This window comes from Microbacterium sp. VKM Ac-2870 (genome assembly GCF_015350795.1).
Classification (GTDB): Bacteria; Actinomycetota; Actinomycetes; order Actinomycetales; family Microbacteriaceae; genus Microbacterium.
Genome location: NZ_JADKSH010000001.1, coordinates 56,990 through 71,222, shown reverse-complemented (window position 1 = coordinate 71,222; position 14,233 = coordinate 56,990). Strand labels below are relative to the sequence as shown.

Here is a 14,233-nt window from a genome sequence, read left to right as displayed (position 1 = left end):
AACCTCCCAGGATGCCGAGAGCCTCAGCGGCAGGTCGGCAACGCGTCGAGGTCGCCCTTGTCGCGGATCGTCGACAGCGCGGTGAGCGAGTCCTTCAGGGTTGCGACCGAGAACACCCTCAGCCCGTCGGGCACGTGCCCGACGACCTCGTCGCAGTTGTCCTTCGGGGCGAGGAAATAGGTCGCTCCGGCTCCGACGGCGCCGTACATCTTCTGTCGGATGCCGCCGATCGGGCCGACGGTGCCCGTCGAATCGATGGTGCCGGTGCCGGCGACGTTCTCGCCGCCGTTGAGCGTGCCGTCGGTGAGCGTGTCGATGATGCCGAGCGCGAACATCATGCCGGCGCTCGGACCGCCCACGTTGTTGAGCTGGATCGTCACGTCGATCGGGAAGTCGTAGTCGTGCATCGACGAGATTCCGACGACCCAGCTCGTGGTGCCGTTCACCGTCGCCTGCTTCGGGGTGACGTCGACGTTGAGGCTCGCACCCGCGCGCTCGATCGTGAGCTTCACCGGGGCACCGGCGCCGGCGTTGATGATGCTGCGCAACTGGTCGGTCTCGGTGATCGGCTGGCCGTTGGCCGCACGAATGATGTCGTCTTTTTGCAGGATCCCCTGCGCCGCCGAATCGTCGGTCAGCGCGTAGACGCGCACCATCGGCTTCACGTCATAGCCCAGCTCGGTGAGGGCGGCGGCCGTCGCCTCCTTCTGCGAGTCGACCATCATGACGGCGCTCTCCTGGTTGCGCTGGTCGGTCGTCTGCCCCTCGGGGAAGACCTCGTCGATCGGCAGCACCGCCTTGGACGGATCGAGCCAGGCCAGGGCGAGCTCGAACCACGACGGTGTGCGCTCGCGATTGCCGACGACCTGCACGGTGAGCAGGTCGAGCGCGCCGGAGGTGGGGTAGGTGGGTGCGCCTGCGACAGTGATCAGCGGCACCTCTGCTCCCTTGGAGTCCTCCGTGGTGCCGAGCGTGTTGAACACCGGCCCCGGGCGCTGGATCACGTAGTTGGTGGGGATGAGCGTCAGCGCGAGCAGAGCCACGAGCGCCACGGCGAGCGCCCACACGCCGACACGCAGCGAACGAGACAACGGGCGGCGGCGCGCGGGCACGATCGTCGTGCCCTCGTCGAACAGTGCCACAGCAGACCTTCCCGGCCGATCGTTCGCGATCGGCGTACACGCGACATCCTCCATGGCGGGCCGAGGCGGCCGTGCGGGGAAGTCCAGCCATTAGCGTAGAACGCAACGTGAACCGCCTGCTGAAAGGCGCCTGAAATGGCTGACGACGATAACCCGGACCGCCCCGACGACGACGACTTCCAGGAGATGCTGCGCAACCTGCTCGGCGGCGGCGCGGGCCTCGACCCCGCACAGCTCGAGGGTCTCTCTCGCATGGGCGTCGACCCGGCGATGCTGCAGCAGATGATGGCGCAGCTGCAGCACGCTTTCGCCACCGGCAGCGACGACGGCATCGACTGGAGCGCGGCCAAGACGCAGGCGCTGCACCTGGCCAACAGGGACGGCCTGGGCATCACCTCCGGTGACAAGCAGGACTTCGATCAGGCGTTCGCGCTCGCCACGCTGTGGCTGGGTGAAGCCACAACGATCTCCGACCTCGCCGCGCCGCCGCAGGCGATGACGCGTGGGCAGTGGGTGGAGGTCACGCTGCCCGTGTGGCAGGACCTGGCCGAGCCGGTCGCCGACTCCATCGCCGGCGCGCTGACCTCCGCGATCGACGAACAGACGCCGGAGGAGATGAAGCAGCTCATCGCGGGCGCCGGAACCTTCATGCGCCGCGTGGGCGGTTCGCTGTTCGCCGCCCAGCTCGGTGGGGTGATCGGTCGGCTCTCGCAGGAGGTGCTCTCCGGCGGCGACGTCGGCATCCCCGTGATGCCTGACGGTGTGGCCGCAATCCTGCCCCAGAACTTCGCCGATTTCGCCCGCGACCTCGACGTCACCGACGATCAGCTCGCGCTGTATCTCGGCACGCGGGAGCTCGCCCACGCGCGCCTGTTCCGCCACGCCCGCTGGCTGCGGCTGCACGTCATCTCGCAGGTGACCGAGTTCGCCCGCGGCATTCACGTCGACACCGGTGCGCTGGAAGACCTCGCCTCCCGGTTCGACCCTTCCTCCCCCGACGAACTGCGTTCCGCGATCGAGTCCGGCGCGCTCCTCCCGCAGCGCACACCGGCGCAGGATGCTGCGCTGGCCCGTCTCGAGAACCTTCTGGCGACGATCGAGGGCTGGGTGGACGTCGTCACCAGCGACGCCACCGGACGACTGCCCGAGGGTCCGAAGATCGCCGAGGCGGTGCGTCGGCGGCGTGCGGTCGGCGGTCCGGCGGAGCAGGCGATGGCCTCGCTGGTCGGCCTGGAGCTGCGCCCGCGGCGCCTTCGCGAGGCCGCGGCGATGTGGCGTGCCGTGACGGATGCCGTGGGTATCGAAGCCCGCGACGGCCTGTGGGACTACCCCGACCTCATGCCGACCGCGGAGGACATCGACGATCCGCAGGCACTCATCGCCCGGCTGCAGGCTCGTGCGCGCGGCGAGGAGCCTGAACGCGACGCGCTCGACGACGCCATCGACGCCCTGCTCGCGCAGGCCGCCGAAGAGCGGGCGTCGGATGACGCCGGAGCCGGCGACGACGGCCCGGAGGACCCCCGCCCCGTCTGACCAGGCGCCGCTTCCTCCACAGGTGCGAGCCGCACCGTGAGCCGACCCGCACCTGTGGACAGTCGCGTCGTCGGCTAAGCGGGTGCCCCACAATCGGGGCATGCTCCGACTCGCGCCTTCGCACCCTCCGCTGTGGCGGACGCCGTCGAATCTCCAACTGGGCACCGACGCGCCGGTGCGAGTCGACGGCATCCATCCGTGGCAAGAGCGTCTGATCGATGCGCTCGGCGACGGCATCCCCGACGCGATGTTGATCCCCCTGGCGCGCAGCTTCGGTGCCACCGATGCGGAGGCCACGCAGTTCGCGGCGCGAATCGAGGGCGCGCTGGCGCCGGAGACGCCAGCACCGATCCCTGTGCAGGTGGAAATCCCCGACGGGCTCACCCACGCCGAACTCGACGCGCTGACGGCGGGGTGGGACGCGGCGGGGCTTACCCGCGTCGGGCTGACGCGATGGGCGTCCGACGCGCCGCAACGCGGCATCGCCCTGATCGTCGTCGCGCATCGCATGCTCGATCCACGACGCGCGGCGCGGCTCATGGCAGCGGATGTCACGCATCTTCCCGTGGAGCTCGCCGGCGATCGCGTGCAGGTCGGGCCGGTCATCATCCCCGGTGTCACCGCCTGCGCCGCCTGTCTGCATGCGCAGCGCACGGCGGACGATCCCGAGTGGCCGCTCGTGGCCGCTCAGTTACTCGGCCGTGACCCCGTCCGCACCGACCCGGCGCTGCTCGTGGAGGCGGCGCTTCTGACCGCACGACTTCTGCGCGTGCACGCCGAGGGGATGCTCGATCCGGGCGACGGTGCCGAACATCCCGAGGCACGCTCGAGCCTGTCGGTGGGACTCAGCGCCGCGCACGTCCGGCGGACGTGGCACGCGCATCGCCCGCACGCAGCGTGCCTGTGCCGATCTCCTGGAGGAACCGTGACGGCTGTCGCTGACGCGTTCCGGAGCGCTCAGACCAGCTCAACGAGAGCGAGTGCGCGGCGCGCGTGATGCCGACGTAGGCCAGGCGGCGCTCCTCATCGATCTCCTCGAACCCCGTGGCGTAGGAGATGGGCAGCAACCCCTCCGACAGGCCCACCAGGTGCACGTGATTCCACTCGAGCCCCTTGGCCGCATGCAGCGTGGCCAGCGTCACCGTGCGCATCGTCGGCTCGTGCTGGTCACGACCGCGCGCCATGAGCTCATCGGTGAATGCACGCAGCGTCGTTCCTTCCTCAGCCTGCTCCGCCAGGCGCAGCACCGCTGCCCGCGCCTCCCAGGCGTCACGCAGCGCGCCTCCGGCCGGGGGCGGATCTTCGGTGAGGCCGAGCGAACGGAGCACATCGCGCACTGCGGCCAGAAACGTCGTCTCCAGGGGCGCCACCGACGCGCCGCGCAGGGCCAGCACGGCCTGGCGCACTTCGGGCAGGTCGAAGAAGCGCTTGCCGCCGAGGACGGTGGCGGGGATGCCGCGCGATGCCAGCGCAGCCAACAGCGACGCGGACTGCGCGTTCGCGCGGTAGAGCACGGCGATGTCGTGGGGCTCGACGCCGGCGGCGATCTGACCCGCGATCGCGGACGCCACCCCGTCCGCCTCGGCGGCGTCGTCGGGGTAGCCGGTGAGTGTCGGCGTCGGTCCCGCCGTGCGATCGGAGCGGAGGGCGAGCGCACCCGGACGCCCGCGCATGAGGGCATTCGCGACCGCGAGCACCGACGGGTCGGACCGGTAGTTCCGCTCCAGCCGGACCAGCCGCGCGTCCTCGTAACGATCGACGAATTCGAGGAGGTAGCGAGGATCGGCGCCGGCAAACGAATAGATGGTCTGGCTCGCATCTCCGACGACGCAGACATCTCGGCGATCGCCGAGCCAGAGCTCCAACAGCCGGTACTGCACAGGCGACACGTCTTGGAACTCGTCGACCGTGAGGTGGCGGTACTGCTCGTGCACCGCCGCCGCGACCCGCGGCTCCGACTCCAGCATGCCGGCGCATGCGAGCAGGACGTCCTCGAAGTCGAGTTGGCGGCGCTCGTCCTTCAGCTTCTCGTAGCGGCGCTGCAGCTCGGCCAGCCTGTCCGCACTGAGCTTCGGCCCCAGTCCGTCGGGGTGGGCGGCGGCATCCTGATCTATCGTGCGCATCGCGACCTTGCGCCACTCGATGCGACTGGCGACGTCACGCAGCGTCGTCCCGTCCAGCCGCAAACTGAGGCTGTCTGCTGCCTGGCCGAGGACCCGGACCTTGTTGTCGATGATCGAGGGGGCGGTGTCGCGCGCCAGCTGCGGCCAGAAGAAGTTGAGCTGCGCGAGCGCCGTGGCGTGGAAAGTACGTGCGGCGACGCCCTGCACGCCGAGAGCACGCAGGCGCCCGCGCATTTCGCCAGCGGCCTTGGCGGTGAACGTCACCGCCATCACCCGCGACGGCGAGTACGCACCGGTATCGACACCGTGCGCGATGCGGTGCGTGATCACCCGCGTCTTGCCCGTGCCTGCCCCAGCCAGCACGCACAGCGGACCGCGCAGCGACGAGGCCGCCTCCCGCTGCTGTTCGTCGAGGTCGGCCAGAGGCGATGAGCTCACTCCGGCGCCCCGGCCCAGTCGGCGATGAGGCGGTGCGCGATGGATGACGTGCCCGGCAACACGACATCGCCCTCCCCGCGGAGCGCCGCAAGAACCTCGTCGCGGGTGAACCATCGCACGTCGACGATCTCCTCGCCGTCAGCGCGGGCGACGTCGGGATCGGCAGCGACGGCGTGGAAGCCCAGCATGAGCGAGCGCGGGTAAGGCCACGACTGCGAACCGCGGTAGTCGAGAGACCCGACCTCGACTCCCGCTTCCTCGTGCACCTCGCGGATGATCGCGGACTCCAGCGACTCCCCCGCCTCGACGAATCCGGCGAAGGTCGAGTAGACGTTTCGCTCCGCCCAGACGGCGTTCTTGCCGAGCAGCAGCCGCGACCCATCGGGCGAGATCACCCCGACGATGACGGCCGGGTCGGTGCGCGGGAAGTGCTCCCGCCCGCACACGGGGCAGTGACGTGCCCATCCGGCCGACCGCTCCACCGTACGGGCGCCACAGTGCGAGCAGAACGGGGCGTCGACAAGCCAGCGCCCGAGCGCGACCGCTTCGACGACCACACCCGCGTCGGTCGCCGACAGCGTTCCCCCCACCGCCCGCAGAGACGCCCATCCGGCGTCACTCTCGAACGCGGCGGGTTCGCGAACGGGGGATGCCGCGTTGGATGCGGTCGCCGCGAGCAGCATTGCGGCACCGGTCGCGTCGCGCCCCAGGAAAGCCCACGCGCTGTCTTCGCGCACTTCGCCGACGGCGACGGTGCGCAGCGCCCCGGAGGCGTCCACCGGCACGCGGTCGCCGTGCACGGCGACCACCCGTGCACCGGCATCGGCACGCAACCGCTCGATGAGACCGGTGTCGGTGCGCTCCTCGGCAGCACGATCGATGCCGCCGCGCGCAAGCGCGGGCGGACGAACCGCAATGGGTGACTCAGCCGATGACGACATGCGGGACCTTCCTCGACGGGCGTGGCGCACACGGGGACGGGGCGCGGCACACCTACCCTGGGGGCATGGCACGCTCACCACTCACTCTAGCCGCGTCGGTCACGTCGGCCCTGCCCCGCGTCGCGGTGGTCGGTGTGGCCCCGCTGACCGAGGGTGTCTCCGGTCGCTACGACAGCGCGATCGCGACTCTCGACGACGCTCGCCGCGTGGTTGTGCGCGTGCCCGTGAACGACCAGGCCGAGGCCGACCTTCTCGCCGAAGCACGCGCGCTCACCTCGCTCACCGCCGGCGTTCGCGGTGTGCTTCCCTTCGGCGCCCCGGACGTGCTCGGACAGACGACCGTCGATGGGCGCGCCACCCTCGTGCAGACGCTGCTGCCCGGCTACCGCGTCGACGCGGCGCACGTCCCGGCGGGGCGAGGAGTAGCAACCGCGCTCGCCGCAGCGATCGCCGCGGTTCACGACCTGCCGGTCACCGTCATCCGCGATGCCGGACTGCCGATGCTCACCGCTGCGCAGGTGCGTGACGAGGCTGAACGCCTCCTCGACCGGGCGGAAGCCACGGGATTGCTTCCCTTCGGCCTTCTCCGTCGGTGGAGCACCTCGCTCGGCTCCGATCCGCTCTGGCGCTTCGAGACGACGGTCGTTCTCGGCGGGGTCGACCCGGCATCCTTCGTGTTCGAGGACGACGAGGAGGGTGCTCCCGTCGTGACCGGTCTGCTGTCCTGGGGAAGCCTCGGGGTCGGCGATCCCGCGATCGACGTGCGGTGGACGGCGTCGGCGCCGGCTGCCCAGGCCGATGTGCTCGACGAGTACGCCCGCCGCTCGCACCGCGCCCCCGACGCCCTGCTCGCCGAGCGCGCGCGCCTGCACGCCGAACTCGAGTTCGCCAAGTGGCTCGTACACGGTCATGAGGCCGGCGAGCAGACCGTCGTCGGCGACGCGGTCGCGTTGCTCGAATCGCTGGATGCCAGCGTGCGGGACGAGCCGGTGCGCGCGCGCGACGACGTCACCCTCGACCAGGCACTCGCCGCGACGCAGCGCGTACCGGCCGGTGCGGGAGAGGTCGCCGACACCTCGATGCAGACCGACAGCTTCGATCCCGAGACTCTGGCTGCTTTCCTCGCGGACGAGAACGACACCGCGTATGGGCAGACCGGACACCTCGAGACGGTCCCGATCGAGCTGTCGGATTGGTCGCCGTCGGGCCCGGCGCCGCAGGTCTCCGGTCGCGTGCCAGTGCACACCTCCGACGTGCCCGTCGCCCCGTCACCCGCCGAGGAAAGCAATGCGCCCGCGGACGATCGTGAGGCCTCGGCATCCTCGAGCGCCGACGACATCGATCGGGACACCGCCGCTCGAAACGCTCTGCGGCGCTGGACCGGCACCGCCTGATCGGCGTCGTCGATCAATCGCGCAGGATGAGACCCTCGTCGACGTAGAAGAGCACCACGTCGATCTGGTCCAGCGGCACGCCGTGGCGTGCGTGGTACGCAGTGCGATACAGCCGAAGCTGAACCATACGCTCGTCGCGCTCGGCCGCTGTCCGCGGGGCGCGCCCGGTCTTCCAGTCGACGATCTCGATACGCTCGCCTCGACGGTAGACCGCGTCGAGTTTGCAGATGACCACATGGTCGCGCCCGTCGCCGAGCGCGTCGGCAATCGTCACGTCGATCTCGGTCTCGACCTCGAGCGGCTGCAGCTGCGCCCACTCCGACGCCAGGAACTTCTCCTGCAGCGCCGCCAACTCGGCATCGGGTTCGCCGGCAGAGACCTGATCGCCCTCGTCGTCGTCCCAGAGCACGTCATCGGGTGAGACGCCGACCCCGACGAGCCCCGAGCGCTGCTCGACCCAGGCGTGGAACCGCGTGCCGAGTCGGGACTGGCGATACGGACGCTCCGGCATGGCGCGCGCCAGGGCGGGGGCATCGCCGAGAAAGTCCTTGAAGCGAGAGGCTGGGATCCGCACCGGCGCCGTGGGCCGTGGCGGTCGCTCACGCGCCTCGCGCTCGGCCAGGAGCAGGGCGAGTTCGCGCGTCGGCGCCGGAGGCGGCGACGCCGCGGCGGCACGCACGGCTTCCGCTGCAGACTCGACCACCCGCCGCCGCGCACCGAGCGGATCGAGCGGCCACTGCAACAGACGACGACGTCCTTCGAAGGGATTCTCGCCCGCATCGTCGGGAACCTCGAGCGGAGCCTCGAGCGCGTCGGCGATCTCGCGAAGGAACGGGCTCGGACGCCGAGCCGATTTCGTGCCCGACCACAGCGAGCCCGTCAGCAGCAAATGGGAGCGCGCGCGGGTGACGGCGACATAGGCAAGGCGGCGCTCCTCTTCGAGTTGGCGAGCACGCCCGGCCTCGACGAAGTCGGCCAGGGCGGCGGAGAGGTCCTGCTGAGTGGGTGAGTCTTCCGCACGCCAGCGGAACGACGGAAGCCAGGCAGCGTCTCCTCGGAAACCGTAGGGCAGCACCCCGAAGGCCAACCAGCCGCGCGTATCTTTCGGGCGGGTCGGAAGCTCGTCCTCCACGAGCCGCACGACCGCCACCGCGTCCCATTCGAGCCCTTTCGAACCATGGATCGTCAGCAGCTGGACGACGTCGTCTTCGGGTGGCTCCGTGCGCGGCGTGAACTCGTCCAACCGCTCGGCGTGATCGAGCCACGCCAGCAGGCTCGTGAGCGATCCGCGTTCGTCCGTGGCGAGAAACCCGTGCAGCTCGTCGACGAACGCCCGCAGCTGATCCCCGGCCACGCGGGCGGGCCCGCGTGCTTCGTTCGCGGCCAATTCGATGTCGAGACGCAGTTCGAGCTCAATCATCCGCACCAGCTCCGGGACGGGCAGCGCGGCGTGACGACGCAGTCCGGCGAACACTGCGGCTGCATCTCTCAGGCGCTCACGCGCCGCCGGCGTAAAGCCCGACAGCCATCCGTGATCGGCACCGTGCCGCAGGAAGAAGTCGAGCGCGTCGACGAGAGAGCCCTGTTCATCGCCCGCTGAAACCCTCATCCGCTCAACGACCTCGGGGGCGAGCGGCTGCAGGGCGGCGTCATGCCGCGCGATGCGACGCGACAACTCGGTGAGCGCACGCAGATCGGCGACGCCGACCTGCCATCGCGGACCGGCGAGCAACCGGATCAGCGATGACCCCGCCCGCGGGTCGCTGATCACACGGAGTGCGGCGACCACGTCGACCACTTCCGGGGTGGAGAGCAGCCCGCCGAGGCCGAGGATACGATGCGGGATGCCGCGACGACCCAGCGCATCGGCGAAGTGCACCATGTGCTTCTTGCTTCGAAACAGCACGGCGCCCGTCGTCGCGGCGCCCGCACGTGCGCGCTCGCCCCGGACACGCGCGAACCAGTCCGCCACGCGGTCGGCTTCGACATCGATGTCGATGTCGACATGGAGGTCGACTTCGCCGCGAACCGCGCCGGGGCGAGGCCGCAACGTTTCCACCGGCACCGGAACGGACGCGGCCAGCGGCGCCAGTACCGCGCCCGCCGCACGGAGCACATCGACGCTGTTGCGCCAACTCGTCATGAGCGCATACGCGCCCGCGGTGCCCGTGGAGCTGAACGCCCCCGCGAAACCGCCGAGGTTGCCGGCACTGGCACCGCGCCAGCCGTAGATCGACTGGTGCGGGTCGCCCACGGCCATGACCGCGGAATCCCGGAACACGGCCGCGAGCAGATCAGTCTGCACCACGGAGGTGTCCTGGTACTCATCGAGGAGGACGACGCGATACCGCTCCCGAAGTTCGACGCCCACCGGCGGATGACCTTCGACGATGTCACAGGCGCCGGCCACCTGGTCGGAGAAGTCGATCACGCCCAGGCGCCGCTTTCGCCTCGCGTACTCGCGGGCCAGATCGACGAGCACGTCGAGCGCGCCGACGGCCGTCGCGGCCTTCGCGATATCGGCGTACACCGTGACGCGCGCCGATGTCGACGGCCGCTCGAGCACCCCGGCGAAGCGCTGCGGAAAACGAGCCAGCTCGTCGAAATCCACCCGGTTGTCGACGCCGTCGCGCGCGATCCGCAGAGCCGCGTCGATGATCGACCGGAGGGCCTCGTCGCGCACCTCCAGACGCGGATCGTCCGACTCGAGGACCACACGGCGCATGAGCAACCACGCAGCGGACTCGCTGAGCACGGCGGCTTCGGCGTCGCGACCGACGCGCACGGCGTGCTCGCGCACGATGCCGTCGGCGAAGCTGTTGTACGTCGCGATCGCGGGACGCTCGAGCAGCGCGTCGGCTCCCCCGTCGCCGTCAGGCGCGAGGGCCCCACACTCTCGCGCGAGAGCGTCGAGCGCCTCCGCGCGCACGCGCTCGGGGGCGCCGCTGCGCTCGAGCTCGCCGAGGACGTCGAGTCGCCCGCGTGCGGAGAGCTCGTCGAGATGGGCGACGAGACCGCGCCGCTCGAACTCGCCGAGGCGGTGCAGGCGCCGGTGCACCCGCTCCGCGAGCTCCCCCGCGGCCTTGCGGGTGAAGGTGAGGCCGAGAATCGCGTCGCGCGACGCCAATCCGTTGGCCACCAGCCACACCACCCGAGCCGACATCGTCTCGGTCTTGCCGCTGCCGGCGCCCGCGACGACGAGCGCGGGGGCCAGCGGCGCGCTGATGACCCGAGCCTGCTCGGCGGTCGGCGGAAACTGCCCGAGGGCGGCCGCGAGCGCGGCGGGCTGGACGACCGTCACGACGCGCTCACCGCGCCGATCGTGTGCACGCGGCAGAGCCCGTGCGCGTAGTCGTCGCGGCAGTGCTCTTCGAACGGTGCAGAGAAGACCGCCCCGCTCATCACCGCAACCGCCTGGCGCACGCGGCCCACGAACGCCGCTCGCGCGTCGTCATCGAGGGGAGGCTGGCGAGGTTCGACGTAGTCCTTCGTGGCGGCGGTCGGCCGCAGGACGAGCAGCTTCGCTCCCCCGGGCTTCGCATCGACCGCCTCGGCGATGGCCCCCGTCTCCAACGCAAGCTGATACGCGGCCAGCTGCGGGTTGTCGACGACTTTGGCGTCGGTCTGCGGTTCGCGCTTGCCTGTCTTCAGGTCGACGATCACGATCTCTCCTCCCGCGGTGCGTTCGACGCGATCGATGTAGCCGCTGACGATCGCCCCGTGCTCCTGAGGTGGGTCGAGGGCGATGGGCACTTCGAAGTGCGGCTCCGCGCCGACGAGGGTTCCGCCCGCGGCCTCGAACCGACGGAGGTAGACCGCGAGCCGGCGTACGAGGTCACGTGCACGCACGCGTTCTGCCCGTTCCCGCCAGGCCGACTCGAACTCGAGCTCCCCCCAGCGCGCTTCGACCACGGCCCAGAGCGCGCCCTCATCCGGGGCCTCGGCGTGTTCGAGCGCGGCATGCACGAGCGTTCCCAGCCCGGCGACGGACCCGCCGTCGTCGGCGCCGAGGTCGGACAAGAGCCAGTTGAGTTGGCATTCCTCCAACGTCTGCAACCGAGACGGTGAGACGCGCACATCCTCGCGGCTCAGATCACGCAGCGGCGCGGTCGAGGTCCGTGCCGCGATCCCGTACCACTCGTCGGGCGATGCACCCGCGACCCCCGCGGCGGCCAGCACAGACAGCTGGGCTGCCGCGGCCGCCCGCTCCCCTGGTCCGCCCATCCGCGCATCACTGTCGGTGAGCAGACGGCGATGGCGGGCGACGAGGCCTCGAAGCGTCAGCGGATGCTCCGTCGAGCGGGCCGCCTGCTCACGGTCCGGGAGCAGCTCGAACAGGGCGCTCGGGCCCGTGTCGTCGTCGTCGACCGCCGTCACGACCAGGAGCGTCCGGGCTCGGGAGCAGGCGCGGGCGAACAGTCGCAGTTCGTCGTGCAGGACAGCGCGTCGGCGGTCGAGCGCCGACCGGTCACGATCGGCCGATTCCGCGACATCCGATCCCGCCAATCGCCAGCTCTGCAGCAAGCTTCCGCGGGCACGCAGGTTCGGCCAGACGCCGTCCTGCACACCCGCGACGATCACCGTGTCGTATTCGGCGCCGAGAGAACCGGCCGGCGTGAGGATGGCGACGGCATCCGTCGTCGTTCCGTCGGAGAGCCGGTCTTCGGCGACATCCGATTCGAGCACGCCACGTAGGAACGCACCCGGTGATGTCCCGTCGGCTCGCTCTCCGTGCCGTTTCGCGGCTTGGAAGAGCGCGACGACGGCATCGAGCTCTCGGCGCGCTTGCGCCGCGAGAGGGCCGGATCCCGCGGCAGCGCTCGCCCACGTCCGTTCCGCGCCCAGACCCTGCCACCCCGCCCAGAGAAGCTCGTGGGCGGTCGGACCGTCTGCCCCGTGCGTATGCACGAGATGCCACTGCGCGCCAAGCGCCTGGAGGGTCTGGGCGATGCGTTCGGCGCGACGACCTTCGCGAGTGTCGAGCATGCCGAAGGCGACGGGGTGCGCGAGGGCGGAGACGAGCAGTTCGCCGCCCGTCGGCTCTGGCGTATCGCCGTCCGCCGCGGCGTCGCTGGCCAGCGATGCCTGCCGCAAGGCCGTGCGCAGGCGCCTCACCTCGACGGGGTCCATCCCGCCGGCGTGCAGCGCCTCGAGCGTGTCGTCGAGCGTCCAGGATGCCGGGTCGGTGTCGGCCAGCAGGACCACCCTCAGCAGGTCGGCCACCGCACGAGCCTGCGCCAACGGGCGCCGGGCGCTCGTGCGCGTCGGAACCTCCCGGGCCGCCAGCTCGGACTCCAACGCCGCGACTTGCCGGCTGTCGTGTGCGATGACCGCACAGTCCGCCCACGACACGCCGTCGTGCACATGGCGCTCGCGCAGCAGTCGTGCGATGACGTCATGCTCCTCCGCGGCGGATCTCGCCACCAGCGCACGGACGCTGTCGTCCTCGTGATCTCCGTCGACGGCCGCGGCCGCCGCCCGCCGGTGAGAGACGACACCGACCGCGCCGATGCGGCTCGTGACATCGGCGACCAGGCGGCGCTGCGCCGACGTGCCACGGTGGGAGTTCGGCAGGACGTACAAGTCTGAGCGCGCGGCGAGGCGCGCGAAGTTCTCCGGACTCGCGCCGCGGAAGCTGCCCGACCCGACGTCGGGATCCCCGAACGCGAGCACGGCGATGCCGCGGGCGCGGCATGCTTCGAGCAGCTCGACTCCGCCGAGCGTGAGCTCCTGCGCGTCGTCGACGACGATGGTCCGCAGCCGCTCGATCGGATCCAAACCGGGTGCGCCGGCCGGCAGGGTGCGCACGAGACCGAGCGCCTCCCGCACCAGGCCCGCTGCATCGCGGTGCGCCCCGCGCATGCCGTCACGGGCATACAGATACTCACGAGCGAACGAGGCCGCCGCTGTCCACTCCGCGACCCCGTCCCGCTCGCCGAGTTCGGCGAGCCGATCCGGTTCGATGCCGAGCTGTGCACACTCGGCCAGGAGGGCCCTCAGCTCGGCGCGGAAGGCACGCGTCTCGCGGACGGGAACCGGTAGCGACTCCGGCCAGCGCCGCACCCCTTCCCGTTCGTCCGTGGCGTCGCCCTCCAGCAGATCGGCGATCAACTGGTCTTCGTCGGGGCCCGTCAGCAGCTGCGGTGGTTCGGCTCCGTTGTGTACCGCGTTCGCGCGCACGATCTGGAAGGCGAAGGCCACCACCGAGCGCGCGAGCGCGCCGCGGGTTGCAACCCCGACTGCCAGCGCCAAGCGGTCGCGCAACAGGGTCGCCGCGGTGCGCGACGGCGTGAGCACGAGCAGTTCTTCTGCGGACAGACGCGCGCCAGCGACCTCGCCCGAACCCGCGCCCGCCGGCGGACGCACCAGGTGTGCCACGCGAGCGATCGCCGTCACCGTCTTGCCCGAGCCGGGAGCGCCGACGACGACGCCGGAGGCGGATGCCGGAAGCTCGATGACCACGCGCTGCGCCGCATCCCACGTCACCGCATCCATGCATCTCACGCTAGCCGGAAGGGCCGACACCGACGTTCGCGCACAGCGAGCAGGTGACCCGCTCCGCAGCGATCCCGGCCCGCAGCGCGTGTCGTAGAGTCGACATGCGACCGGCGCACCGGATCGCCCCGCTCCTGCGACACAGGGAGGGTCACGAAAAGAAGTGA

General features: G+C 71.0%; 7 protein-coding genes and 1 pseudogene. 2 read left to right on the top strand and 6 right to left on the bottom strand.

Going from position 1 to position 14,233, the window contains the following annotated elements; translation table 11 throughout:
* Positions 1–23 precede the first annotated feature (23 nt).
* Complete coding sequence (locus tag ITJ43_RS00310) at positions 24–1,142, bottom strand: PDZ domain-containing protein (protein WP_194581104.1); 1,119 nt, start codon at positions 1,140–1,142, stop codon at positions 24–26.
* A 135-nt stretch (positions 1,143–1,277) separates the two neighbouring features.
* Between ITJ43_RS00310 and ITJ43_RS00305 the strand changes: the two genes are divergently transcribed.
* On the top strand, positions 1,278–2,675 hold the full coding sequence (locus ITJ43_RS00305; protein WP_194581103.1) for a zinc-dependent metalloprotease: 1,398 nt from the start codon (positions 1,278–1,280) through the stop codon (positions 2,673–2,675).
* 845 nt (positions 2,676–3,520) lie between these two features.
* Here ITJ43_RS00305 and ITJ43_RS00300 read toward each other — a convergent pair.
* The 3 genes and pseudogenes from ITJ43_RS00300 to ITJ43_RS15385 all read right to left on the bottom strand — a co-directional run.
* Complete coding sequence (locus ITJ43_RS00300) at positions 3,521–5,236, bottom strand: ATP-dependent helicase (RefSeq protein WP_323741075.1); 1,716 nt, start codon at positions 5,234–5,236, stop codon at positions 3,521–3,523.
* The gene (gene nudC, locus ITJ43_RS00295; RefSeq protein WP_194581101.1) at positions 5,233–6,177 is read right to left on the bottom strand and encodes an NAD(+) diphosphatase; all 945 of its coding nucleotides are present in this window, start codon (positions 6,175–6,177) and stop codon (positions 5,233–5,235) included. The genes ITJ43_RS00300 and nudC overlap by 4 nt, the downstream gene beginning before the upstream one ends.
* Positions 6,178–6,263: 86 nt before the next feature.
* Positions 6,264–6,431 (bottom strand): annotated as a pseudogene (locus tag ITJ43_RS15385) (MBL fold metallo-hydrolase); the annotation flags it as partial.
* Between ITJ43_RS15385 and ITJ43_RS00290 the strand changes: the two are divergent.
* A complete protein-coding gene (locus ITJ43_RS00290) occupies positions 6,357–7,571 on the top strand; it encodes a phosphotransferase (RefSeq protein WP_416361056.1) in 1,215 nt (404 codons plus the stop codon). The pseudogene ITJ43_RS15385 and the gene ITJ43_RS00290 sit on opposite strands and share 75 nt — an antisense overlap.
* Positions 7,572–7,584: 13 nt before the next feature.
* Here ITJ43_RS00290 and ITJ43_RS00285 read toward each other — a convergent pair whose 3' ends face one another.
* Complete coding sequence (locus tag ITJ43_RS00285) at positions 7,585–10,872, bottom strand: ATP-dependent DNA helicase (RefSeq protein ID WP_194581099.1); 3,288 nt, start codon at positions 10,870–10,872, stop codon at positions 7,585–7,587.
* A complete protein-coding gene (locus ITJ43_RS00280) occupies positions 10,869–14,066 on the bottom strand; it encodes an ATP-dependent helicase (protein WP_194581098.1) in 3,198 nt (1,065 codons plus the stop codon). Before ITJ43_RS00280 ends, ITJ43_RS00285 begins: the two co-directional genes overlap by 4 nt.
* Between the last annotated feature and the right edge of the window lie 167 nt (positions 14,067–14,233).

Coding starts and splice junctions, on each gene's coding strand:
- ITJ43_RS00305 (WP_194581103.1), top strand. CDS start 1,278: ATGGCTGACGACGATAACCCGGACCGCCCCGACGACGACGACTTCCAG.
- nudC (WP_194581101.1), bottom strand. CDS start 6,177: ATGTCGTCATCGGCTGAGTCACCCATTGCGGTTCGTCCGCCCGCGCTT.
- ITJ43_RS00280 (WP_194581098.1), bottom strand. CDS start 14,066: ATGGATGCGGTGACGTGGGATGCGGCGCAGCGCGTGGTCATCGAGCTT.